The sequence below is a fragment of the Leptolyngbya sp. GGD genome (assembly GCF_026735145.1).
In the GTDB taxonomy this organism is placed as follows: Bacteria; Cyanobacteriota; Cyanobacteriia; order Leptolyngbyales; family Leptolyngbyaceae; genus Leptolyngbya; species Leptolyngbya boryana.
Genome location: NZ_JAPQKE010000002.1, coordinates 612,223 through 636,227, shown reverse-complemented (window position 1 = coordinate 636,227; position 24,005 = coordinate 612,223). Strand labels below are relative to the sequence as shown.

Sequence of the window (24,005 nt, the reverse complement as noted above, 5' to 3'; positions counted from 1 at the left end):
ATTTTTCTCGAAGCTATTGTTTGCCGTAGGTGAAAGGTGTCCCCCAAATTGTCCAGTTTTCTTTGTTAAAGGGAGAACGCCAGCGCTGGATCAGAGCGAGTTCAAGTTTTTGGCGATCGCGAGTTTTGATGGGGGCGTTTGACCAAAAGGCAATGCCGAGTGAGGAGGGGAGTTGATAGTCGTAGTGGGCTTGCCGATAGTTGAGCAAGTAGCGTTTGCAGTCGTGTTCGCCTTTCCACCGTTGATTCGATTTGATCGTTTCACCGATGTAGAGAATGATCGGCAGTTCGTAATCAATCACGAAGTAGAGGGCTGCAACGCCTTCATCTTCGGCCTTTTGTCGCCAAAATTGGGTGTTTTGTTGGGGAAGTTTGAATGGGTCGATCGCGTACGGATCAGTTTCGATCGACTCAAAGAGTGAGACTTGCTGTTGGGGAGTCAGAGCCGTTTGATAGTTGAAAATTCTCTGTTTCCAGTCTTTGAGCACAGACTCGCTGAGGTTTAAATGCTCACGTGAGGCAGATTCGTTTGACCAATCAGCGTTGGTAAACAAAGAGGGCTGTTCAACAATCATAGGGGGCGTGATGATCGACTGCGATAGGATATCACGCTATTGCGAAGTTGAGGATTTCGGTTGAGCAGGTTGCTCAAATAGACTTCTCGGAGCAGCTTTTCGGAAAGCTCCGCAGTAGTGCATGGTCAGAACTGCTTTATATGCCCAATCTTGAGGAGAAACATCGACAAAGGGATTAGGCAGAGTCTCAGCTCGATTTTGGGTGCACGCTTGGTAGATCTCTTCAGAAGTGGGTTGGCGTACAGGAGCCTGGGCAACCGTCGGACGCGAGAGCCATAAGGTCGTGGAGAGAAGTGATTCTAGCATTGTGACGTTGAAGCGCAACGCGATCGATTCTAGCGCTGAAATCCTTGAAGTCGGGCAACTTGCCCGACTCCACCGTTAATCCAGTTGTTTACTTGATGGCTTGAAACCCAGTTGGGCAAGCGGCAGGCTGATTGTTTGGCACATTCAAAGGCAACTTGGGTAGAACTGGCTTGGCTTCTTGACTCACACAAAGACGAGTCATTGATACCTTTTCCTGCGAACCGCGAGACGTCGAAACTAAACCGATATAAGTTTTGAAGCCGCCCGCTTTGGGAACCGCAGCAACGACCGATAAACGAGTGCGATCGCCCTGAGAAAAGACCCGATAGGCATATTGCTCAGAGTCTTCTAATCCCAACTGTAACTCGTCAACTTTAGTAGCAAATTTGGTATGTTCCAGCAAGTAAGCTTGCTGGGCGCGCATCATCGCTTGTACATTCGGAAGCGTCTGGGCTTCGGCTTCCTTTTGTCGGGCATCGGTTTCGTTTTGAAATGCCTCGGCTAAATTGGCATTGCGGGTCTCTTTTAGGCTCGCCCCTTCTAGAATTGCGGCTTTTAATAAGGCAGATTGTAAATCAGCACGATCGAGCACTGCTCCTCTCAAATTTCCTTGAATCAAACAAGCATCCCTGAGGTTTGCGCCCGTGAGATTTGCATTGGTCAAATTGCCCCGAATTAAGACTGCACCCGCAAGATTTGCTCCAGCGAGATTGCTCCCAACCAAATTTGCAGGCACAAATTCTAGCCCCAGTCGCCGAAACTCTTCGTTCTCCTTCTCAGGACTGGGGAAAGGTGCGTTCTGGCAAATTAGGGCAGTAAACATTGCAGGAGAGTACGTAGACCCAAAGAAGGGGATTGCAGTGCTTCGGATCGATCGAAATCCACTGAAGAACACGCCGCTGAGATTTGTCTCGCTTAAATCTGCACCCTGTAAGTTCACACCAATCAAATCAAGATTCTGAAGTTTTGCACCGCGCAGAGTCGCACCTCGAAGTTGCACGCCTGTGGTCGTCGCATTCTTCAAATAGGCTTGGGTCAAATTAGCCTGGGTGAGGTTAGCATTTTCGAGCGTTGCTCGATCGAGATAAGCCTGCTGCAAATTTGCACCACTTAAGTCGGCATCGGTGAAGTTGGCAGAGCCAAGATTCGCACCTTTCAAAATTGCGCCTTTGAGATTCGCATTGGTTAAATTTGCACCGAATAAATTTGCGTCTGTTAGATCAGCGCTACTCAAATCACAATTTGGACATTGATTTGTCTTCAGTAACCGCTGTAAATGATCCGGGTTGGCAGCGTTAGCAGGTGATACGGTTGCAAAGAATGCAATTCCGGGGAAAATGGCGAGAAGAAGTCGTCTCATCGTGAGAAAATGCTACGTTCAAATTGAGTTGACATATGATACTCGAACGATCTCCCGCTCAGCCTACGATTAAAGTCGCGGATTTTCGGCGCGATTTTGAGGCAATTCAAAGCATTCGGATACGTGTTTTTCAAATCGAACAAGGCGTAGATGCTGCACTAGAATTTGATGGATTAGACGCAGATGCCGTACACTTTTTAGCCTGGGTTGGACAAGATGCAGTCGGAACATCAAGAATTCGATTTCTCTCTCCCCAAACTGCAAAAATGGAACGATTAGCCGTTTTACCTGAATTAAGAAAATACGGAGTTGGGCGCAAAATTGTCGAAACCGTTTTAGAATTTTTGGCTAACAAAAATATCGCGACTGTGCAAATTCATGCTCAAAGTGCGGTGGTTGAGTTCTATCGAAAACTTGGATTTATTTCTGAAGGAGAAGAATTTGAAGAAGCAGGAATTCCGCACATCAAAATGAGCTATACATTTTAGAGAATTGGGATAGGTGTGAGTGTTCGCAAAACAGCAATCTTCGGCTTGGAGAAATGGAATTCCGATCGTGGTCACGGTCTGGGCAATCGGCTTTGTTGTCGATCGCGTTTGGTTTTGGGTTGATCGATCGGTTCCAGCGTGGGATCAAGCTGAGTATTTAACGGGTGCAATGAATTTCTGGCGAGCCTTCCAGCAACCAAGCTGGTTTTCGCAAGAGTGGTGGACAAGCGTTTGGCTTTTGACTTCTAAGATTCCACCGCTTGTATATTTAATCACTACTCCTTTTATTCAGATATTTGGCACCGGGGAAACGCAATCTACGTTAGTCAATTCATTGTTTAGTGCGATTCTACTCGCATCCGTTTATGGATTGAGCATTCGACTCTTTAATCTCCAAGTCGCCCGATGGGCAACAGCATTGTGCTTATTGCTACCAGGACTGTCTGTAATTCGATTGGATTACTTGATCGATTTTCCACTGAGCGCGATCGTTACACTGACATTTTTTCTATTAACGCTTTGGGCGACGGATACGGTTCGCCCGGTTGCGGATCAGCAATCTCAAGTCGTGACTCAGCCCAGCGTTGTTTCTGTGACTCAATCGATTGCGATCGTGCAGTCTTTCCCATTACCTCAAATTTCTGCTTTGCGATCGTGGTTGTATGCAGCAGGATTTGGGGTTTCGTTTGGGCTTTCCTTGTTAACGAAACAACCCGCACTATTTTTCTTATTCACTCCGATTGTGTGGCTGAGTGTTGTTTCCCTTCGGAAAAGAGCTTGGCGACGATTCATTCAGTTAGCAGTGGGAATTGCGATCGCCATTGCAATCTGTTTACCGTGGTATCGCACGAATTGGTTAATTATTCTGACTGCGGGAAAACGAGCAACCGTTGATAGTGCGATCGCAGAAGGTGATCCTGCTTTAACGAGTATTGAAGCTTGGATTTATTACTTCAAAGCGCTGCCGGGTTTAGTGTCTGTGCCCTTATTTGCGGCGGGAATCGCGGGATTGCTTCTCTATTGGAAGCGATCGGTGATCGAACAACAATGGTCGCAAGTCGAAGGGCGCTGGCTCAAAACTCTGGACTATCGAGGTATGGGGCGCAGAGGCTACAGACGAGAAATTTATCAGGCTTGGTTTCAGTCGGTGCGTTGGTTGTTGATCTTTTTGATCGGCGCTTATCTGCTCTGTTCGTTGAATGTGAATAAAGACGATCGCTATATCACACCTTTACTGCCCGTATTAGCGATTTTGCTCGCTCAAGGCTTGCTGCTCTTTCCCGATCGCTTAAAGATTTTCCGCTGGGGTGCGATCGCGCTTTCTAGCATTTTGATGATGTTCAGCTTATTGCCGCTCGAACTCAGCCCGAAATTTCTGCAACTTCCTCATGCACGTCATGCAGTACTCGCGAGCGATTGGCATCAAGCGGATGTCGTGAATGCTGTGATTGAAGCTGACCCTGCTTTAGTCACGACGATCGGAGTTTTGCCTTCGCTACCAGAATTTAATCAGCACAATCTCAACTATCAAGGCACGCTGAGAAACTTTCAGGTGTACGGGCGGCAAGTCGGAACGAATGTGAAACAGGTCGAACAAGATGCACGATCGCTGAATTGGTATGTCACAAAAGACGGTGCTTCAGGAGCAATTCGACGACCTCAAGCGTATGCTGCTTTAAATACTGCGATCGCTGAAAACCCAGATTTCCAATTGCATCGAATTTGGAAGCTCCCGGATCAAACTCAACTTCAACTTTACCGCCGAGCGATCGCGCCGATCCGCGTTGCTCCCCATCCCCAACCGACTCAGCAAGTCAAACTCGAACAAATCCGGATTCCGAATCAAGCGGCTCCTGGAAAACCGATGCCTGTGACCTATCGTTGGTCAGGGTCTTGGAAACAGCTCCGCTCTGGCTTACTGTTACTCACTTGGAATCGAATTGCAGACGATGCAAAGACTGTTGCAAATCCACCTGCAACACGTTGGTTCCATGACCATGCGATCGCGCTTGGCAACCTACAACCGAGTTCGCATCCTGAGCAGGCAGCTTTTCAAATTACAGAACGGCTTGCGGCTTTACCGCCTCCCAATGCTCAAGGAACCTACACGTTAACTGCCGCTTATCTAAACCGTGAAACGAAAGCGACTTATGCGATCGATGTTCCCGACATTCGCTTAACGATTTCTCCGACTGCGACGACTGAAGCTCCAGAGTTAGATTTTGTGACTCAACTGCGCTCACTTGCCACAACGATGCCGCAGGGCATCAAAGCGCTCGATCGTATCTTTGAGAAAGTGGGTCAACTCAATCAATATGATCCGGTTCAGGACTATGTAACGCAGGCTCGGCAGATTCTCGAATACCGCTTCAATCAAGAGCCAGATAATCTTGAGTTTGCCTATGGATTAGCACTCGCCAATGTCCTCAAACGCCGCGTTCAACCTGCGATCGAGACATTTGAGCGGATTACGCAATTAGATGCGAAAAACCCGATCGCTTATGCTTATCTTGCTTTCGTGAATTTGTATGACTTCCGAGCTTCAGCGGCTCAGAAAGCTTTAAATTCAGCGATCGCGCTCAATCCAGCTTTGAAAGAACTACGATCGCTCAATGCTGTAGCAGGATTGATGCAAGGAAATCTCGTACAAGCTTGGCAGGAATATCAGCGATCGAGCTAAAGCAATCAAAGTTAGAATGCGGATTGCTTCTAGACGATCGCACAACTCTGCCCGACAGATAACGTCAGTTCGGGTTAATGTTTGGGCGGCTGGCGAATGGAATTCGCGCCTAAACAGACAAAGTGCGCGGCGGCGCACTCACAGCCCTCTTCAAAAATTAGTCCACGACGGTGGACTTCGTTTGTCTAGCCGCGAATTCTATTCGCATCGGCACAGGGGCGAAATCCCTTATCCCAAATTCACGTTAGATACACTTATTGAGTATGTTGAGTGGCACTACCCACAAAACCATGAAATAATTTCAATGCTGCACAACAGGCAAAGGGTGCTAGTGCTCAAGCTAGCTCAAATCCAACGTGCTTTGCCTGAAGGGAAATAGCAATCAACTTGTCCTAGCCATCTAACGCTGTAACAGACTAGGTTCAAGAAGATTTCCGCAATGCGCTGACAGAAATGGAGAAGGTCGAAAAAGTCGCCAGTGCCTTAAGCGCTTTTTAGGAAAGGCGTGATCAAACCGCTTAAGACTCTGCCCCAAACGACAATAACGCGGCACATTTTTTCAAATCATCAAGCAGGCTATCTTCCTATGTGCCTGATAAGCACTGATGATTTGGAAGTTGGCAGTTCGTGTGAAGGTCGTGAGATTTTACAAACTGAATCGAGTGAAGCGAAATATCAGGAAGGGTTTTGCTTGAACGCCCCACACCCCTGCTCTTTTCTGCGTTTGAGAACAAAGCAAAAGTTCGAGGTCGCTCGCGCGACGAAAGCGGAGACTAGAGCATTGGTGAGCCGGGTTCTAAGCCCCATTGCTGTTTCAGGAAGTGACGATACATCGCTTCGCGCATCAGCATTTGCTCATACAACTGGACGAGGAACTCTTGAGCCTGTTCACGGCTCATTTGCTGCACCTGGGTCTCGAACGACCGAATGCTGAATTGTTGTTCCAATGAAAGTTCTACAGGTTGACTCATACGTAATACACTCCAAATGAAAGAGAGTAGACCAATTACAGGATGACATGTCCCTTTTGTCAAGGTAGTTTATCCTGAACGAACCGGATGATTCTTCGAGGATTCCCTGACTCAGTTTCAAATCCTACACTTGATATTAAAAAAGATAACAAGCATTTGACAAAATAACCATCCGCCACTGGGGTAATAATTGCAGAGATAACCGTACATCTAGGGAGGGGCTTATGATTATCGGGTGGCTGATTTTAGCCTGGATCGGGGGAGTAGCAACGATCTTGGGGAGTTTGATGACGATCGCGAGTTTGATTTTCAGCGTCGTCATTGAGGGTGATTTGAAAGGAAAATTTAAGCTATTAGGATTTTCAATCGGATGTACGATCGCTGGTTTTTTAATACTGCGATTCGCTCCCGTTCCATTTGAGTAAGACGACTTCTTCTCGCAATTGCTCTTTGGTCGCAGTTGCCAAGCGGGTTCGGAACAGCTCAATATCGACGACTTCATAGCCGAGCGATTTGGCTAGGTCTGCAATCAGCTCTCCGGTGCGAATCATCACCCGAAAGTAAGAGGCTTGATCCCCGACGACATAAGCAAGTTGTGCTCCCGGTCGCAAGGCTTGCCGCAAGTCTGCTAAATGTCTTGCCATTCCGCCGAAATAGAGTTTTGTCGCTCGGGCATATTGCCGCTCAAAACCGCTGGTTTTTTTGAGTTCAATTCGTTTAGCTTCGATTTCGGCTGCGATGCGCTGAATTTCTGGATGGTTCGCGACCCATTGATCATCATCATCGGTTCGGTAAACGCCGCGAGAGTTCGATCTCATTAACCCCTGTTTCATCGATCGTAGGTCGATTTTCGTTTGCAGAAATCCCAAGACGACCGATTCTAAACGGGTAGCACGAGTGTAATCCTTCTCATTCGGATACGGGGGCGACGTGATCACAGCATCGATCGAGTTCGGCTCTAAAACTTGCAATAAGCTGCGCGAGTCGGCATGGTGAACGGTTGCAGGAATCTCTTTCAATGGGTGAAGATGTTGCAAATCTCTTGAAATTTGCTGCATTTCATTCAGCCACAGTTCGATCACGGGCGCATCTTGTTTGTATTTTCCAACACTGACTTCTGGGGCAAATTTTAAATTGCTCACCGAATAGACCAGAATTTTTGCCAGAGCGAGTTTTTCGTAGCGATCGCAGTTTTCATCCCGATGTTGCTCTAATTGATCGAGTAAAACTAAAGCTTTGTGCAAAGGCAATTCGCTGATGGAATTTTTCAGGAGTAACTGCGATCGCTCTTCGTCTAACGTGCGTAACGGTTGATCCAGATTGGCATGGGCGAGTTCTGCAATTTGAGTGGCGTGAGCCATTAAGCGATCGGCTTCCATATGCCAATTCACTTTCGTGGTTCCCGCGAACCACGCCATTTTATTCGCTTCGACTCCGACACTGGGAATGCCTAATTTTTTGCATTCGACGACAGTTGTTCCCGTCCCGCAGAACGGATCGAGTACAGTTTGATCGGGTCGAATCGCAAAATCTTCGAGGTGTTTCTGAACTAAATGTGGCGGAAACGATAATACAAAGCGATACCAATCGTGAGCGGCACGATCGTGATCTCGAATGTGATTGAGATCAGAACTACGCCGCTGACGACGCGCTCGCATAGGATGAATGGGTAAATCGGGGATAGTAGGCTGATAATATTCCAACGGATTCAACAAGCGCGCTTTAGCACTGAATTGTAGAAGAGCGATCGATTTCTGGCAAGATTTTGCTTAGCGGCAACAATAACACAATGCTGCATTCGAGAACATTGCCAGAAATGCCGCAAAATTAGAGTTTCAGCGACCTTAAAAAGGGAGCGATCGCGCAAATTTAATCAGTTCATCAACCCTTGCGATTTCTGTTTCATCTTCGCGAGAATGTTGTAGAAACCATTGGCGCGAGAGGGGGTCAGGCTCACATCAAGTCCAGTTGCTTTGATAAAGTCAGGTGAAAGATCGATAACTTCTTGCGGGGTTAAACCACTTAAACCTTCCACTAAGAGAGCAACTAAGCCTTTGACTAATTGCGAGTCTGAGTCTCCCTGAAATTGAATTTTGTCATCTTCTAAATTCGCAACGACAAAGACTTGAGAGGCACAGCCAGCGACTTTATTTTCTGGTGTTTTTTCCGCTTCTGGAAACGGTTTGAGGCGTTGCGCCAGAGTGATCAAAAGTTCGTATTTGCGTTTCGGATCAGTCGATCGAGCGAGACGTTGCACAATACGATCGAGTGCGGGTGGAAGTTGGGCGGATGACAGTGACATAACTCACGACTATCTAAGTCTTTGTTACTTAATTGTAATCTGTTCGGTTCGATCGTAGGTCAAATCTCCAAGGTCTGGGAGAACTTGGAGATCTGACTTCAACCCGATTGGAACATCAACCTAGCGCATGGAATCCGCCAGGTTGATGAGAGTCACAATTTTATGAGCGTCACAATTTTATGAGAGCCTCATTGCCGTCCCAAAGTTTTGCGTCCAGTAACCGTCATAGTAGCCCACTCCGATTTCTTGGAGATTGGGGTCGAGAATGTTTTGGCGGTGTCCGGGGCTATTCATCCAAGCTGTAACAACATCTTGAGCAGTCGGCTGCCCAAATGCGATGTTTTCTGCGGCTCTGGAATAGTTGTAGCCTCCTGCCCGCATACGATCCCAAGGTTGGGAGCCGTCGCGACCTTGATGGCTGAAATAGTTATTGCCTGCCATGTCTTGGCTATGTTTTTCAGCCACATCATTCAGGGTGAGATTGAGGCTCAAAGGAGCTAAGCCAAACTGTGCCCGTTGTTGATTGGTCAGATCGAAAACCTGTTGTTCAAATGCACCAAAGCCTGCATTGGTGGATTGAACAGGGGCAGGAGGAGCGGGTTGCAGAGGGGGAGGACTGCTGGATTGGGATGGAACCGGGGTAAGGTTCGATCGAGTTGTGAGTTGAGTTTGGAAGCGTCCACCGAAGGCGGCTTGGTTTGCTTGCAGTATTTGATTCAGATGGTCAACTGAGCGAATAATCATGTTGATTTTCCTTGAATGACAATATGCAGAAAGCAACCTCATGCCAAATTTGACCTCGCATTGAGATCTGACGAAGATTGGTTTCCTGGGGCGATAAGCTCGATCGCCGATTAGACAACTGTGAAAACTTGCCTGAGTCTGAATAAGGTAAGACTCAATGAGGGAAGGAACACAATAAAAACCTGATTAGAGGATTGCTCGTACAGACTTATGGATTTAGAGTTCGTTGACAATGTACTGAGCAACAGTGTGATCAATATTGCGGTGGATGCACGGGGGTTAATGTAAAAGGAAAGTAAACTCTGTCTTTTGGCATATGTGCTACTTCTAATTTTGGAACAGGGTTACTTGCGGGAATTTGGGGGTCAAATTGGAAATTGACCCTAGAATCTAACTTCTAAGGTCAAGCTAAAATGTGCCAGTTGTTAATCTGATCGAAATTAGAGATGCGATCGTACACTTTTTCTTCATCGCAGCTTTAAACACGTCGAGGATACAGGTAATTATTTTGTTTCCATCCAGTTATTGCCTGATCGAATATCAACCACTAAAGGCACGCTCAACGAAACGGCATTTTCCATTACGGACTTAATTTTGGGCTGTAATTCTTGCCAAGCATCCGGTTCGACTTCAAACACCAATTCATCATGTACTTGCAAGAGCAATCTCGCTGGATAAGCTTTCAACACTTCATGTAAGTTCGCCATTGCAATTTTGATGATGTCAGCGCTAGACCCTTGAATCGGTGCATTTGCAGCGGCTCTGAGAGCTTGAGCTTCAAATTGGTCACGCAGCTTGATCTGATCGAGTTTAATCGTGTCAGGTGATGTGCCCCGCAGTTTGAGAAGTGACTCAGACGTGAAATTAAAATAGCGTCGTCGCCCTTTGATCGTTTCAACATAGCCATTGGCGATCGCTTCTCGTTGCATCTGCTGCAAATACTCGAAAACGCGGGAATAGCGATCGTTAAATCGTTCAATAAAGGTCTTCGCCTGAGAGGTTGGAACGCCTGCTTCTCGCGCAAATCGCTGCGCTCCCATGCCGTAAATCACGCCGAAGTTAATAATCTTTCCGAGCCGCCGTTCTTCTGAGGAGATTTCATCTTTCTCCATTAATAGTCGAGCAGTGAGAGAGTGAACATCTTCATTGTTGCGATAGGTCTCCAGCAAGACAGGCTCTTGGCTCAGATGCGCTAAAATTCGCAACTCGATTTGAGAATAGTCTGCCGCAACCATAAGCCACCCGTCTTCAGGAATGAACGCCTTACGGATTTGACGACTAAATGCCGTCCGAATCGGAATGTTCTGCAAGTTAGGATCAGACGAGGATAGCCGACCTGTAGAAGTGACTGCCTGATTGAAATCGGTGTGAACGCGATCGGTCTTCGGATTGATCAAATTTGGCAGCGCATCGACATAGGTTGATTTCAGTTTTGATAAGGTGCGATGTTCCACGATCGCATCGACTACGGGATGATCGCCTTGTAATTTCTCCAGGGTTGCAGCATCGGTAGAATACCCTGTTTTCGTTTTGCGAGATTTCTTTTTATCGAGTCCTAGTTTTTCAAATAACAACTCACTCAATTGTTTCGGAGAACCGAGACTAAATTTCTGATTTGCCGAGGCATAGGCGCGTTCTTCGATCGCAGCTAGTTCTGTCTCTAAGGATTTTGAAAATTGGACGAGATAATCTCGATCGATTCTCACCCCGGTCGCTTCCATCTCAGCTAAAACAGGCTCTAAAGGCTGTTCAATTTCTAAAAGCAGCTTGTAGAGAGCAGGAATGGCTTCAAGTTCCGATCGCAGAAGTGGAACTAATCGAAACACAGTGTAAACATCCATTCCGCAATAGTCTGCGACCGCAGGAATGGCAATATCAGCAATGGTTTTACCTTTGGGAACGAGATCAGTATATTCTTTTGCATGAATTCCTAAATTGCGATATCCGAGATCGCTAAGTTTATGACTCGCTTCAGGATTAAGAACATAGCTGGCTAACATTGTGTCGAACACAACACCAGCCAGTTCGATTCCTTGAAACCGAAACACTAAGCGATCGAATTTTGCATTCTGGAATGACTTCGGATATTTCACGTCTTCAAGAATGGGACGCAGCGCTTCGAGCACGATCGCTTTATCGAGATTTGTGCCTTCGATATGACCGATCGGAATGTAAGCCATCGCATCGGATTCTGCACCCCAACAGCACCCAATTCCCACTAAATCAGCTTTAATCGGATCAAGATCGGTCGTTTCAGTATCCCAAGCGATCGTTTCTTTTGTCGTTTTTAAGCGATCGACGAGTTCTTTTAGTTTCGCTTCTGTATCAATAATTTGTGGAGTAATCTCAACTAATTCAAACTTTTCAGCATTTGCCGTATCTTCTGCGCTGAAAAACCATACATCCTCATCTGTATATTGTTTAACAACAGGTGTATTCGTTGCTGATTTTGCTGCACTTTCTGTTGTACTCAATTCGCCACTGAGTTGTCGCTTCCATTTCTCGATCTTGTTATAAAACGATTTGAATTCTAATCGTTCGATTAATGGCAGGAGTGTTTCTTCATCAAATCCCTGAAGTTTACAATCAGCCGGATCAATTTCTAGGGGCACATCTAAGTGAATTTGCGCCATCCATTGAGAATGCCGCGCGGCATCGATTCCTTCTTCTAATTTCTTTCTGACTGCACCTTTGATTTCATTGATCGAGGCGTAGACATTTTCTAATGATCCATATGTTTTGAGTAACTGACTTGCCGTTTTCTCTCCAATCCCTTTTACACCAGGGATGTTATCGGATGTATCGCCACAAAGCGCTTTGAAATCTACGACCTGAGAAGGCAAAACCCCTAGCTTGAGTTTCACCTCTTCTACTCCAAATTCTTTCGGAGGCGGTGCGCCTTTGCCATAGCTGGTACTCATATATAAGATCTTGACTTTTTCGTCTGGATCAACCAGTTGAAACAAATCTCGATCGCCACTCAAAATCTTCACGTCGAAGCCTTCTTGACTGGCTCGCCGCGCCATCGTTCCGATTACATCATCCGCTTCGTATCCGGGGACAACGACGATCGGTAAATTCATCGCCTTCAAAACTTCTTGGAGATTATCCAGATCTGGCTTAAAGTCTTCCGGCGTTTCAGGACGACCCGCTTTGTAAGTCTCGTCTGCATCATGGCGATACGTTGCGCCTCCTAAATCAAACGCGATCGCTAAATAATCCGGCTTTTCTGCTTCCACCGTTTCGAGCAAGGCTTTAAGAAAACCGTAAGATACACTCGTCGGAATGCCAGATTTTGTTCGCAATCCACCATCGCGACCTTTCGCAAACGCATAATAGGCGCGAAATGCCAGCGAATGACCATCGACGAGAACGATTTTAGGGGAAGAAGTAGCGCTCAAAATATCGACTAACCAAAAAAGACAGATCTTATTGTAGCGATCGAACGCGAGTTAGACCCTCTGCTCAAGGTTAGCTTCCAAATTGGGCAACAAGGTTTGGTTGATTAATTCTTCGAGAGTCTGAAACTCTTCGGAATTCAGGTTGCCTTGACGATAAGTCTGATAACAATGCTGCAACGCCCACTTCACAGATTCGCGATCAGCGCGACGTTTGGCAGCCGTGCGAGCCGAAAACAGCGTGGGGTAATTTTGGCGATCGCTGACCGCCAAACGACAGCCGGGAAGCCAGCAATTGAAGATGTACCCCTCTGCGTCAGTCAAAATCTCAATGAGCCAGCCGTGATATTTTTCTTCAAACATGGTCAGAGTTGAAATAGCGAGCGGTGAAGGGAGGGCAAGCCTTGACATAAAAAACCTGCTCGCAACGAATCAAGCGAAACTCGTTACGAACAGGTGAGAAACTTCGGTTGATTTAGTTTGCGACTGCAATTTCCTCATTCACGGAGAGTGCAGCGCTTCCCTTTCCCAGCGACCGAAGCTCTTGCGTCGTTTGAACGCAAAGAGATTTCCCAGATTTCTCTGAATTCAGAATACTCAATTCGGGTGAAATTGCGGGGGAGAATTCGGGGAGTTTTCGGGGAGACAAAAAAGCGACATCTATCAAGAGTCAGATTATTGGGATCAACAGGGTGAGATCTGAATTTTGAAGAAGCAGAAAAAACCGAGGGCTGGAGTTGATGCTGTCGTTAATAAAGTTCTCATAATCGAACACCGTGTTTCTACGTAGATTTTTCTCAGGGTAAATACTGAAATATCAGCCAGGAAAATTGGTATCAAAAGCGATCGCTTTCGCAGAAAATTTAACCTCTAGCTCTCGAAAATGCGATGAGACTTAGGTTTTAGAAGATACGCAGCTAGAGAAAAGTTGAGCGTTCCCGCTAAATCATATCTTCAAGATTCTCTTAAGAAGGTTGTCATTCTCCGTAAATACCAGTAAGCTCTTAAATAAGTTAAGTCGTGTGTACCAGCATCTATCGCTTATCCTAATCAATCAGAATTTTGATCGATCGCTGTTGCGGCAATATCAGGGGCTTAGATTAACTCAAACGAATCTAAAACAGGGTTGCACTTCCACTCGCCTAAGAATATGTGGTTTCAGAGTCCTGAGATCAGGCTCAAACTTGCCATGCATTCAAATCTAGGGCGAAAAAGATGAAAAATCCTTGAAGTTGTGATTCAGCGCCATGGTCAAATCTTATCCCAGCCTGCATCCTCACCGATTACTGCTTCGTCTCATTCATCAGCGTTTGACGGGATGCTTGAAAGTCGAAACCAGTATTGCGGACTGGTCAATCTACTTCAGTGAAGGCGAACTGACCTTTGCCACCAGTTCTCTTAGCCCATTTGAAAGACTAGATCGGCATTTGGGGCGGTTGAGTCAGCATATTCCCACCCTAGGCGGTGCAGTACGATCGCAGGTTCGTGCTTTGTTCGATCGTAAGCCGCTCACTAATCACAGTCGGATTAGCCCGGATTATCAAGCGATTTTAAGATTAGTCGAACAACAATATCTATCGATCAGTGAAGCCCAACAGTTGATCAAGCAGTTGGCTCAAGAAGTGCTCACCGGATTTTTGATGCTGTATGAAGGTGAAACTCAAGTCATTGAACGTGCAGAGTTTGATCCCTATCCAGAGCTTTGCCGAATTGAGCTTTTGCCGCTCCTTGCACAACGGTATCAGCCTGCTAAAACAACGGCAACGATAGTTCGTGATCGAGCAGTTGGCGATCGAACACTTGGAGATCGAACAGTTGCTGTTGCCCCAGTGATGGAGCGTCCGATTCAGACTTTAGAAGTTCCCTCAAAGCCTGTTCAAGCCTGTACACGATCGTACAAAATCATTTGCATTGATGATAGCCCCTCAATTTTGCAAGCGATCCAGAGCTATCTTGACGAGCAGTTTACGGTCTTCATGATTCATGATCCTCTCAAAGCCGTCATGCAAATCATGCGGCAGAAGCCGGATCTGATTCTCTTAGATGTAGGGATGCCGAACTTGGATGGATATGAGCTTTGTTCGATGTTGAGACGACATCCCGGTTTTCAAGCAACCCCGATCATCATGGTGACTGGACACACTGGATTCATCGATCGAGCCAGAGCCAAATTAGTGGGAGCGTCTGGATATTTAACAAAACCGTTTACGCAAGCTGACCTACTTCAAACTGTAGCTCAGTATCTTCCAACAAGAGGATAGAGAGAAATACAGGAAGCATCTCCCCACCTCCCCACTCCCCACCTCTCTGCTCCCCACTCCCACCTTTACCCCGCCTAGGCTTTACTAACCGATGATGAGTACAGTTTTAATTGTCGAAGATACCCCGTCAGAACGTGAGCTTCTCAGCCACTACTTACAAGAAAGCGGTTACATCGTGATTGAGGCTGTGAGTGCCAAAGAAGCACTCGACAAAGTTGCAGAACAGAAGCCTGATGTTGTCGTGACGGATGTCGTCATGCCCGGAATGAGCGGCTTTGCACTCTGTCGGGCACTCAAAAAACATCCCGTAACCGAAGATGTCCCAATCATTATTTGCACTTCCAAAAACCAAGATATCGATCGACTTTGGGGGATGAAGCAGGGCGCAGATGTCTACATCACGAAACCATTCACCCGTGACCAGTTTATCCGTGCTGTTCAATCTGTAGGAGGCTGAAGACATGCAAAGTTCAGCAATTACTCTGCGCCCAATCCCAGATCGCTTGGGGCAGATGTATCTCAAATTTGATTTGGGTGCAAAGATTTCTGTTGTCGTTCCAATGACTTATGTGCGAGAAGCGATTTCTCGATCGCTGCAACAACTCACCCCTATGCCTGATATGCCATCTTATGTGCTGGGACTGATGCATCGTCAGGGACAGGTGATGTGGGTGATTGATCTGGCGAATCTACTCGATGTTGGCGGAATTCCTGCCCCGATTCATTCTCCAGTATCCGCACAGGATTTGCTAATTCTGCGGGTCGGTTCTACCTCTTTTGCGATCGCCGTTCAACACATTCATGGCTCCATCTGGTTTCCCGCTGCCGATATCCAGCCTTCACTCAGTCATGCAACTGCAAGATTCTCACATTACTTAAGCGGGTGTGTGTTGCAAAAACAGGAAGTGTTATTTGTCTTGGATGCTGAAGCGATCGTTCAGTCGCCGAACTTTCAGCCTCAAGCTTAAACCATCAAGCTTCAACAATATTGCCCGATTCACGTTCTCCCCAAGATACTTACTTGACTCATGGTTGATCAATTGTCTTCTACAAATTCAAGAGTGTTCCCGACTCAATCTGCCTATACAATGGCGGATGCTGCGCGATTGAAATCACGCCGCGCCTTGCCCGACTGGCTCAATCGCATGAGCTTAAAGCAGAGAACTGCACTCTTAGCGGTTGTACTCAGTACAGTTCCGATTGCGACGATGGGCGCGATTAATTACGTTCTCGCGGATCACGCAATCACACAGCAAGTGACTGGCGCACAGCAATTAGCTGCAACTCGACTGAGCGATTTGATCAGTCGATACATGTCACAGCGCTATGCAGAAGTTCAAGCGTTGGCAAACTTCCCATTGCTGAGCGAAACTACTCCCCGGAATGCAACCAGCCAAGCAGATAGGAATGCTGCCCTCACCCGCATCGCTCAAGCCTATGGCAACTACAGCGATGTTGCCATCTTTGATCTCGATGGCAATGTGCTTGTGCAAGCGGGCGATCGCTCAAATTCCAATCAAATCGGTCAAGCTTACTTTCAAGAAGCCATTCGCAATAACCGTGCTGGAATTAGTCAACCGATGATAAGCGCGGATGGAAAACGCACTGAAGTCTTTCTCACAGCTCCAGTGCGAGATACTCAGACCGGAAGAACAATTGGGATTGTGCGGGCGACCTTACCACTCGAGAAAATGTCTGACCATCTCGTGACCTACACGCTGATTGGGCGAGAATACAGCATCATTGATCCAGCGACAAATCGAGTCATTCTCACCTCGCGTCCAGAGCGCTTTAATCAAGAAGCGCCCGCCATATTTCCTGAATTTTCGCAGATTGCATCTGCGGCAAAAGTGAATACAAGATCGGTGAGTGAATCTCAAGGAGCGTACATTTTCACGTATAGTCCTTGGACAAAGTTAGACAATCTGCCGGAACTAAACTGGCATTTGGTACTCGGGAACAACGTTGAGAATGCCTTTAAGAGCCGTAAAACTCTGCTCATTGCTTTAGCGACGAGTAGCGTGATTGTAACTGTGATTGTCGGTTGGATTGCAATGATCCTAGCAAATCGCCTCACTCGTCGAATTGTGTCAGTTGCAAAAGCTGTGCAGCGCATTGGGCAAGGGCAACTCGATACGCGACTGCGAATGGTTGGTGATGACGAGATTACCTTGCTCGGGAGCAATATCAATTACATGGCAGGGCAACTGCAAAAGCTGATCTTTGAACAAACGCAGACCTCACAGAACTTGCAGCGATTGAATGAAGCAACTTTCAATATTCGCAAGACTTTAGACTTCAATTTGATTATGCAAGCGGGGGTCAATGAAGTTCGCAAGCTCATTGATGTCGATCGCTCAATTGTCTACTTATTTGATGAGCACTGGAAAGGTCGAATTGTCGCAGAATCTGTTGGGTTAGAGTTTTCCGCAGCCTTAGGCACTCAGATTACAGATCCCTGTTTTGCAGAGCATTTCATCGAGAAGTATCGGAAAGGGCATGTGCAAACGATCTCGAATATCACAGATGCAGATCTCGACCCGTGCTATCGCGGGCAGTTGGAAGCGTTCCAGGTGAAAGCTAACATTGTTGCTCCAATGGTTGTCGATGGCAATTTGATCGGGCTATTAGTTGGGCATCATTGCACAGCTCCGCACTACTGGGAGTCTTGGGAAATTAACTTGTTCACTCAGATTGCAGTGCATTTAGGCAATGCGCTGGAGCAAGTAAAGCTCACCGAGCAGCAGCAGCGAGTGACAAGTATTCAAGCCCTAGCAGAAGAACGTCAGCAAACTCAAGAAGCCTTACAAACTCAACTCCTGCAACTGCTGCGCCATGTAGAGCGGGCGGCCATGGGAGATTTGACTGTGCGGGCGGATGTGACAACGGGCGAGATTGGGACGGTGGCAGACTTCTTTAACTCGATCGTAGAAAACCTCCAGCATTTAGTCGGGCAAGTGAAAGAAGCGTCGCTCCAGGTCAATTCTTCACTCGGGAGCCACGAATATGCCGTGCGCGAGTTGGCGCATGATGCGCTGAAACAGGCGGAGGAAACCTCGGCAACTGTTCAATCGGTGCAGAAAATGATGGAATCGATCGAAGCGGTGGCTCAAAGTGCGCAGAAAGCTGCAGAAGTCAGTCGAACGGCAGCCGTGACCGCAGAAACAGGTGGAACTGCAATGGAGTTGACGGTACAGCAAACCTTAGGATTGCGGCATACGATCGGAGATACGGCGAAGAAAGTCAAACGGTTGGGAGAATCTTCGCAGCAGATTTCTAAAGCGGTCTCGTTGATTAATCAAATCACGGTTCAGACGAACTTACTTGCGATTAATGCTGGAATTGAAGCAGCACGAGCGGGCGATGACAGCCAGGGATTTGCAGCGATCGCGGAAGAAGTCGCGGCGCTAGCCGCACGGGCAGCGGACGCAACTCATGAGATTGAACAGTTAGTTGCAGGGATTCAAAGAGAAACGAATGATGTCGTCGAAGCGATGGAAGAGGGAACATCTCAGGTCGTTGAGGTGACGCACTATGTCGAAAACGCGAAGCAAAGTCTAGAACAGATTGTCTCTGTCTCGCATCAGATTGATCAGTTGGTGCAGTCTATCTCAACGGCGACGGTTTCCCAGGTTGAAACGTCTCATACGATTACGAATTTGATGCAGGATATTGCTCAGATTGCAGAGCGGACTTCTGATTCGTCGGTTGAGGTGTCGAATTCGTTGCGGAAGACGGTAGACATTGCTCAAGAACTTCAACAATCGGTTGGGACATTTAAGGTGAACTAGTTGTTTGTCAAGTTGAGCCTGATTCACCTGACTGAACTCCTAGACATTTCGAGAACCTAAATTTTCAAACCCACATCAAACTTTCAATCTTGACCTATGCCAAACGAAAAGGAAAACGAAATCCGGCGGCAGTTTCTAGATGAAGCACAAGAATATATTACGAGCTTGGAAGCTTCGATTTTAGAAATTTCTCAGACGAGCAATGCGACGACTATCAATGCGGCACTCCGAGTCACGCACTCGCTCAAAGGAGGAGCCGCAATGATGGGCTTTAAGTTACTCAGCGAGCTAGCGCATCATCTAGAAGATGCGCTGAAAGTCTTTAAGATCAACGATAGTACCTTACCAGATGCGGAAACTGGGCACTTGTTGCTGCTAGCTGTAAGCTGTCTCTATCAGATTGTTGATTTTGAGCGCTATGGTGAAGCAATTAATCCAACTTGGATTAGTAAAGAAGTTGAGCCAATTTTCACAGCACTGCGATCGCGTTTAGGCGATCCTCAAGATGAAACGGCTGCATCCGTTTTGTCGATGGAGAACAATCAAGACTTAGTTCCTTTGCTGTTTGAAACAGAAGTCGAAGAATGCCTTCAGCGTCTTGAGACTGTCCTTGACAGCCCGAATCAGTCTTGCCTGCGCGAAGAAGCAACCTTACTCGCACAAGAGCTAGGCGGATTAGGCGAGATGTTGCAGCTGCATGATTTTAGTCAGCTTTGTGACACGATCGAGCAACAGATTGCTACCGCTTCAAATGATTTACTCATTCCTGTTGCACGAGCTGCACTGCAAACTTGGCGACGTGCACAGGTTTTAATTTTAGCAGGGCAGCTTGATCAGATTCCTCTGGAAATGGATGCAGTTGAAATTAATCCAACGATCCCTGCACAAGTTGTACAAACGATTTCGGCAACGGCTGACGTGGAAGACCCCAACACCACTGTGAGAGTTTCACTGCGTCAGTTGAATCATTTACAAGATTTGTTTGGTGAATTGACGATCGATCGCAACGGGCTGGATCTGAATTTGAAACGCCTCCGAGGTCTAATCCGCCAGTTGTCTCAACGACTTCAGACGTTACAGCATGTCAATTATGAGCTAAGAACCGTTTACGATTCTGTTGCTTTGACAAACGCCCCTGTTGCCGTTGCATCTGTGAGAAGTAGTTCGCTACTCACAGAGTTTGATCGGCTAGAAATGGATCAATACACAGACATTCATTTGCTCTCTCAGCAAGTCATCGAAACGATTGTGCAATTGCAGGAAGTTGCAGATGATCTCAGTTTAGGCTTAGACGAGACTGAGCAGAATGCTCGAAATTTAACAAAATCCTCAAAGCAACTGCAGTCTGGGTTTACGCGCCTGAAGATGCGACCTTTAGCAGAATTGGTCGATCGCTTTCCGCGAGCCTTGCATGACTGGTGTGTGGAATATGGCAAGCAGGCAAAATTGACGATCACAGGAGAGTCGATTTTGCTCGATCGCAGTGTGATCGAAACGCTGCAAGATCCTTTACTGCACCTGCTGCGAAATGCCTTCGATCATGGAATTGAAACGCCGGAAGCTCGAATTGAGCGAGGTAAATCTCCAGAAGGTCGGATTGAGATTCAAGCCATGCAGCAAGGCAATCGGACGTTGATTACAGTTCGAGATGATGGCGAAGGCATTGCGATCGACAAAATTCGCGATCGCGCGGCTCAGATCGGACTCGATCCGGCTCTCCTTGAAGTTGCGAGTGAAACAGAATTACTGTCTCTGATCTTTGAGCCTGGGTTTAGTACGAGCGATCGTGTCACTGAACTATCCGGGCGCGGGGTCGGCATGGATGTTGTTCGCACACATCTGCAACAGATTCGGGGCGAGATTACGATTAATACTCAAGTCGGAGTCGGCACAACCTTTACACTATCTGTTCCAGCGACGCTCTCCACTGTGCGCGTAGTCCTTGCGGAAAGTCATGGCATGTTGCTAGCAATTCCGAGTGAAGCGATTGCTGAAGTTACGATCTTTGAACCAGAGCAGGTGATTCAAACTGGAATTGGCGAAGCGATCGAGTATCAGGGGCAGCCGATTTCTCTAATTCGACTCCAGCGACATCTGAACTTCAACTGTATTCGTGCTCGGCATAGCTATGAAACACCTCCTCTGCTGCACTCTGAAAGTGTCGTCATCATCCAGCAAGGCGGAAAACTGACAGCGCTACAAGTCGATCGCTGTTGGACGGATCAAGAAGTCACTGTACGATCGCTTTCCAACCTCTTACCTCTGCCTTATGGCTTTAATGGTTGTGCAATCTTGGGCGATGGGCGCGTGGTGCCGTTGGTGAATGTTCCAGAGTTCTTATATCAGGTTACGGCTCCGCCTAGCCAACCTTCTTTACCTGCCTTATTGAGTGCGGCTTCCAGTGTTTCTTTGCCGACTTTGCCAAGTGTTCTCGTGGTCGATGATTCGATTAATGTGCGACGATTCCTAGCATTGACGCTTTCTCGATCGGGCTATCAAGTCGAAGAAGCGAAGGACGGACAAGATGCGATCGAGCGATTAGAAGCAGGTTTAGCCGTGCAAGCGATCGTCTGTGATATTGAGATGCCCAGGTTAGATGGATTTGGGTTACTAACAAAATTAAAAGCAAATCAGAAGTTCAATCATATCCCGGTGACGATGCTGACTTCTCGAAGTGGAGATAAGCATCGTCAGCTCGCGAATCAGCTTGGTGCGGCGGCTTATTTCTCCAAACCATACAACGAGCAAGTCCTGTTGCAGACCTTAGATCACTTGATTCATGCGTAAAACAAAACCCGCCTAAGCGGGTTCATCCCATTGCTGGAAATTGATTGAAAAAGTTCTGTTTACGATCGAGCATTCCAAGTCTGAGCTGCATCACTCAAAGCTTGATCAACGGTCTTCTGTTTCAGCATTGCTGCTTGCAGATTTTCGTAAATGGTTTGCTGCAAAGTCTTGATGTTCTTAATCACAGGAATCAGGACTTCTGCTTCTTTGAGTTGTCCAGCACTCACGACTCTAGCTTTGTCGATGCCAGTTGCATTCTCAGGTAATTTTGTGAAATAAGGATCTTCGGCTGCTTTTACAGTCGAAGGCAACACATTCGCCGCTTTGGCAAATTCAAGCTGATTGGCATTATTGGTCAGAAACAGTGCAAACTTCAACGCCGCATCGGGTTGATCGGTATCCCTGGGAATCGCGACATTCATCACCGCTACATTTTTCTTGCGCGTATCGCCTGTGATTTGAGGCGCAGATTCTGAAGCTTGCGCGATCGTCGGGGCATTTTTCGCGATCGATTTCAAAAATTCGGCTCCCGATGCCAAAATCGCCGTATTGCCTTGTTGATAAAGATCGATCGCATGACGATGCCCTTCGGTTAACACTTCTTTCGGCATCAAGCCATTCTGATAGAGATCCACCCAATACTGAAACGCCGCTTTCCCTTGAGGCGAATTAAAAGCTGCTTTGCCCTGGTCATCAACCAGCTTCACTCCCATTTGCACAAAGGATTCCATCACTTCACCAGAATCACTAGGAACAACGGTTGCGAAAAAGGCGTATTTTCCAGTTTTCTCTTTGATCTGCTTTGCGGCTTGTGCAAGTTCAGCGTAAGTCGCAGGCGGTTTTGTAATGCCTGCTTTTTTCAGCAGATCCGTGTTGTAAATGGCAACGCGCGTCGTCAGATACCAAGGAATCCCAAACGTTTTGCCATTTAAGGTGCTCGCTTGCCAAATTCCAGGAAAATATTGATTTTTTACATCGGCTGGAATCTTCTCATCAAGCGTCATCCAGGCATTGCGCTCAGCAAGCTGTGAGGCAAATCCAGGATTGAGATTGACAACATCCGGAGCCGTCTTTGCCGCAACCGACGTTAAAATTTTTCGCTCCATTTCTGCCCAAGGCACATCTGTCCAGCGAACTTTAACGCCAGGATTTTCCTGTTCAAACTTTGCAAACAAAGATTTGAAATAGTCATCAAACTGCGGACTCAGTTGCATTGTCCAAAAATCAATTTGCCCTGTGGCTGAAGTCCCCGCATTTGGCGTACCTCCGCCACAACTCACCAGCCAACTGAGGACAACCCCCAATAGCGAAAAAATCGCAAATGTCTTCCAAGTTCTACTTTGACGCATGAATTTGATCAAAAAATGACAGGACTCGATTGTAGTTCATCACTTTACCGAGTCCTGTCATTTCTTGAAACCGCAATGGCTTAGTTCGCGCCTAAATAAGCTGCTAGATCTTCAGACCCCCCAATCAAGTTGCCTTCAACGAAGACTTGCGGAACCGTTGAAGCACCCGTGACTGCTCGTAAAGTCCGAGGGCTAGCATCGCGCCCTAAAACAATTTCTTCGTAGTCGAATCCGCGATCGCTCAGCATCTGCTTCGCTTTTGCACAGAACGGACAACCAATTTTAGTAAACAGTGAAATTGCTTTGGGCTTCTCGGCTGTTTCATTGATGTATTTCAGCATCGTGTCGGCATCCGATACTTTGAATGGATCGCCCGGTTCTTCGGGTTCGATGAACATTTTCTCGATCGTGCCATCTTTCACCAGCATGGAATACCGCCAGGATCTTTTCCCAAATCCCAGGTCGCTTTTATCGACCAACATGCCCATGCCATCTGTGAATTCGCCGTTCCCATCCGGAATCATCCGAATGTAGTCTGCGTTTTGATCTTTGCACCATTCATTCATGACAAATGCATCATTGACAGAGATGCATACAATGTCATCGACTCCATTCGCTTTGAACACTTTTGCCAGTTCGTTATAGCCAGGAACGTGCGTAGATGAACAGGTTGGGGTGAAAGCTCCGGGAAGTGAGAACACAATCACGGTTTTTCCTGCAAATAACTCGTGAGTGGTCACGCTGACCCACTCATTGTTATCTCGAGTGCGGAACGTGACATCTGGAACTTTTTGCCCTGAGCGATCGACGAATGCCATAACTTTTTTCCTAGCGGTTATTAACTTTACTCTTAAATCGTACTCGGAATGACTTCGAGTTGTCAAGAAAAAAGATGAACGTGTGTAGCAGTCGTAGATTCGGGTAGGGATGGAGCGCCATTTCCCCGACTCTCCACTCCCCTAACGTGCAAGATCCTCATCAATCCATCAGAAGT

Annotated in this window: 19 protein-coding genes; 8 read left to right on the top strand and 11 right to left on the bottom strand. The window is 47.0% G+C overall.

The window, feature by feature from the left end; all coding sequences use genetic code 11:
- Positions 1–13: 13 nt before the first annotated feature.
- From OU814_RS11870 to OU814_RS11860, 3 genes are all read right to left on the bottom strand, one after another.
- A complete protein-coding gene (locus tag OU814_RS11870; protein ID WP_268183011.1) occupies positions 14–574 on the bottom strand; it encodes a GIY-YIG nuclease family protein in 561 nt (186 codons plus the stop codon).
- Positions 575–610: 36 nt separating this feature from the next.
- The gene (locus OU814_RS11865; protein ID WP_017286153.1) at positions 611–880 is read right to left on the bottom strand and encodes a hypothetical protein; all 270 of its coding nucleotides are present in this window, start codon (positions 878–880) and stop codon (positions 611–613) included.
- A gap of 88 nt (positions 881–968) precedes the next feature.
- Entirely contained in the window at positions 969–2,240 is a 1,272-nt protein-coding gene (locus OU814_RS11860; RefSeq protein WP_268183008.1) for a pentapeptide repeat-containing protein, read from the bottom strand.
- Positions 2,241–2,275: 35 nt separating this feature from the next.
- Here OU814_RS11860 and OU814_RS11855 point away from each other — a divergent pair, with 35 nt between their 5' ends.
- Together OU814_RS11855 and OU814_RS11850 are read left to right on the top strand one after the other, a co-directional pair.
- Positions 2,276–2,728 (top strand): GNAT family N-acetyltransferase, encoded by a 453-nt coding sequence (locus OU814_RS11855; protein WP_268183005.1) that lies wholly within the window; start codon positions 2,276–2,278, stop codon positions 2,726–2,728.
- A gap of 19 nt (positions 2,729–2,747) precedes the next feature.
- Positions 2,748–5,408 carry a glycosyltransferase family 39 protein gene (locus tag OU814_RS11850; protein WP_268183002.1) on the top strand — a complete coding sequence of 887 codons (2,661 nt, stop codon included), beginning with the start codon at positions 2,748–2,750 and terminating at the stop codon, positions 5,406–5,408.
- Between the two features lie 773 nt (positions 5,409–6,181).
- On the opposite strand, the gene OU814_RS11845 is transcribed toward OU814_RS11850, so the two are convergent.
- Positions 6,182–6,379: an NblA/ycf18 family protein gene (locus OU814_RS11845; RefSeq protein WP_017286149.1), complete on the bottom strand. Its 198-nt coding sequence runs from the start codon at positions 6,377–6,379 to the stop codon at positions 6,182–6,184.
- Between the two features lie 224 nt (positions 6,380–6,603).
- Between OU814_RS11845 and OU814_RS11840 the strand changes: the two genes are divergently transcribed.
- Positions 6,604–6,804 carry a hypothetical protein gene (locus tag OU814_RS11840; RefSeq protein ID WP_017286148.1) on the top strand — a complete coding sequence of 67 codons (201 nt, stop codon included), beginning with the start codon at positions 6,604–6,606 and terminating at the stop codon, positions 6,802–6,804.
- On the opposite strand, the gene OU814_RS11835 is transcribed toward OU814_RS11840, so the two are convergent.
- The 5 genes from OU814_RS11835 to OU814_RS11815 all read right to left on the bottom strand — a co-directional run bounded on the left by OU814_RS11835 (position 6,769) and on the right by OU814_RS11815 (position 13,234).
- The gene (locus tag OU814_RS11835; RefSeq protein ID WP_268182999.1) at positions 6,769–8,037 is read right to left on the bottom strand and encodes a DNA methyltransferase; all 1,269 of its coding nucleotides are present in this window, start codon (positions 8,035–8,037) and stop codon (positions 6,769–6,771) included. The genes OU814_RS11840 and OU814_RS11835 overlap by 36 nt on opposite strands.
- Before the next feature lie 215 nt (positions 8,038–8,252).
- Positions 8,253–8,681: a SufE family protein gene (locus tag OU814_RS11830; protein ID WP_268182997.1), complete on the bottom strand. Its 429-nt coding sequence runs from the start codon at positions 8,679–8,681 to the stop codon at positions 8,253–8,255.
- 177 nt (positions 8,682–8,858) lie between these two features.
- Positions 8,859–9,425: a CAP domain-containing protein gene (locus tag OU814_RS11825; RefSeq protein ID WP_017286145.1), complete on the bottom strand. Its 567-nt coding sequence runs from the start codon at positions 9,423–9,425 to the stop codon at positions 8,859–8,861.
- Positions 9,426–9,928: 503 nt separating this feature from the next.
- Positions 9,929–12,826, bottom strand: a complete 2,898-nt coding sequence (polA, locus tag OU814_RS11820) for a DNA polymerase I (protein WP_268182991.1) — start codon at positions 12,824–12,826, stop codon at positions 9,929–9,931.
- Between the two features lie 51 nt (positions 12,827–12,877).
- A complete protein-coding gene (locus OU814_RS11815) occupies positions 12,878–13,234 on the bottom strand; it encodes a hypothetical protein (RefSeq protein WP_144056137.1) in 357 nt (118 codons plus the stop codon).
- A gap of 836 nt (positions 13,235–14,070) precedes the next feature.
- Here OU814_RS11815 and OU814_RS11810 point away from each other — a divergent pair.
- The 5 genes from OU814_RS11810 to OU814_RS11790 all read left to right on the top strand — a co-directional run bounded on the left by OU814_RS11810 (position 14,071) and on the right by OU814_RS11790 (position 21,662).
- Positions 14,071–15,084, top strand: a complete 1,014-nt coding sequence (locus OU814_RS11810) for a response regulator (protein WP_017286141.1) — start codon at positions 14,071–14,073, stop codon at positions 15,082–15,084.
- Between the two features lie 91 nt (positions 15,085–15,175).
- Entirely contained in the window at positions 15,176–15,541 is a 366-nt protein-coding gene (locus tag OU814_RS11805) for a response regulator transcription factor (RefSeq protein WP_071596139.1), read from the top strand.
- Between the two features lie 4 nt (positions 15,542–15,545).
- On the top strand, positions 15,546–16,052 hold the full coding sequence (locus OU814_RS11800; protein WP_017286139.1) for a chemotaxis protein CheW: 507 nt from the start codon (positions 15,546–15,548) through the stop codon (positions 16,050–16,052).
- Positions 16,053–16,112: 60 nt separating this feature from the next.
- Positions 16,113–18,875, top strand: coding sequence for a methyl-accepting chemotaxis protein (locus tag OU814_RS11795; RefSeq protein ID WP_268182986.1), 2,763 nt, complete (start codon positions 16,113–16,115; stop codon positions 18,873–18,875).
- Positions 18,876–18,971: 96 nt separating this feature from the next.
- Positions 18,972–21,662 carry a hybrid sensor histidine kinase/response regulator gene (locus OU814_RS11790; protein ID WP_268182984.1) on the top strand — a complete coding sequence of 897 codons (2,691 nt, stop codon included), beginning with the start codon at positions 18,972–18,974 and terminating at the stop codon, positions 21,660–21,662.
- A 59-nt stretch (positions 21,663–21,721) separates the two neighbouring features.
- Here OU814_RS11790 and OU814_RS11785 read toward each other — a convergent pair whose 3' ends face one another.
- Both OU814_RS11785 and OU814_RS11780 read right to left on the bottom strand, forming a co-directional pair.
- Positions 21,722–23,011, bottom strand: a complete 1,290-nt coding sequence (locus tag OU814_RS11785) for an ABC transporter substrate-binding protein (RefSeq protein WP_268182982.1) — start codon at positions 23,009–23,011, stop codon at positions 21,722–21,724.
- 80 nt (positions 23,012–23,091) lie between these two features.
- Positions 23,092–23,829 (bottom strand): glutathione peroxidase, encoded by a 738-nt coding sequence (locus tag OU814_RS11780; RefSeq protein WP_268182980.1) that lies wholly within the window; start codon positions 23,827–23,829, stop codon positions 23,092–23,094.
- Between the last annotated feature and the right edge of the window lie 176 nt (positions 23,830–24,005).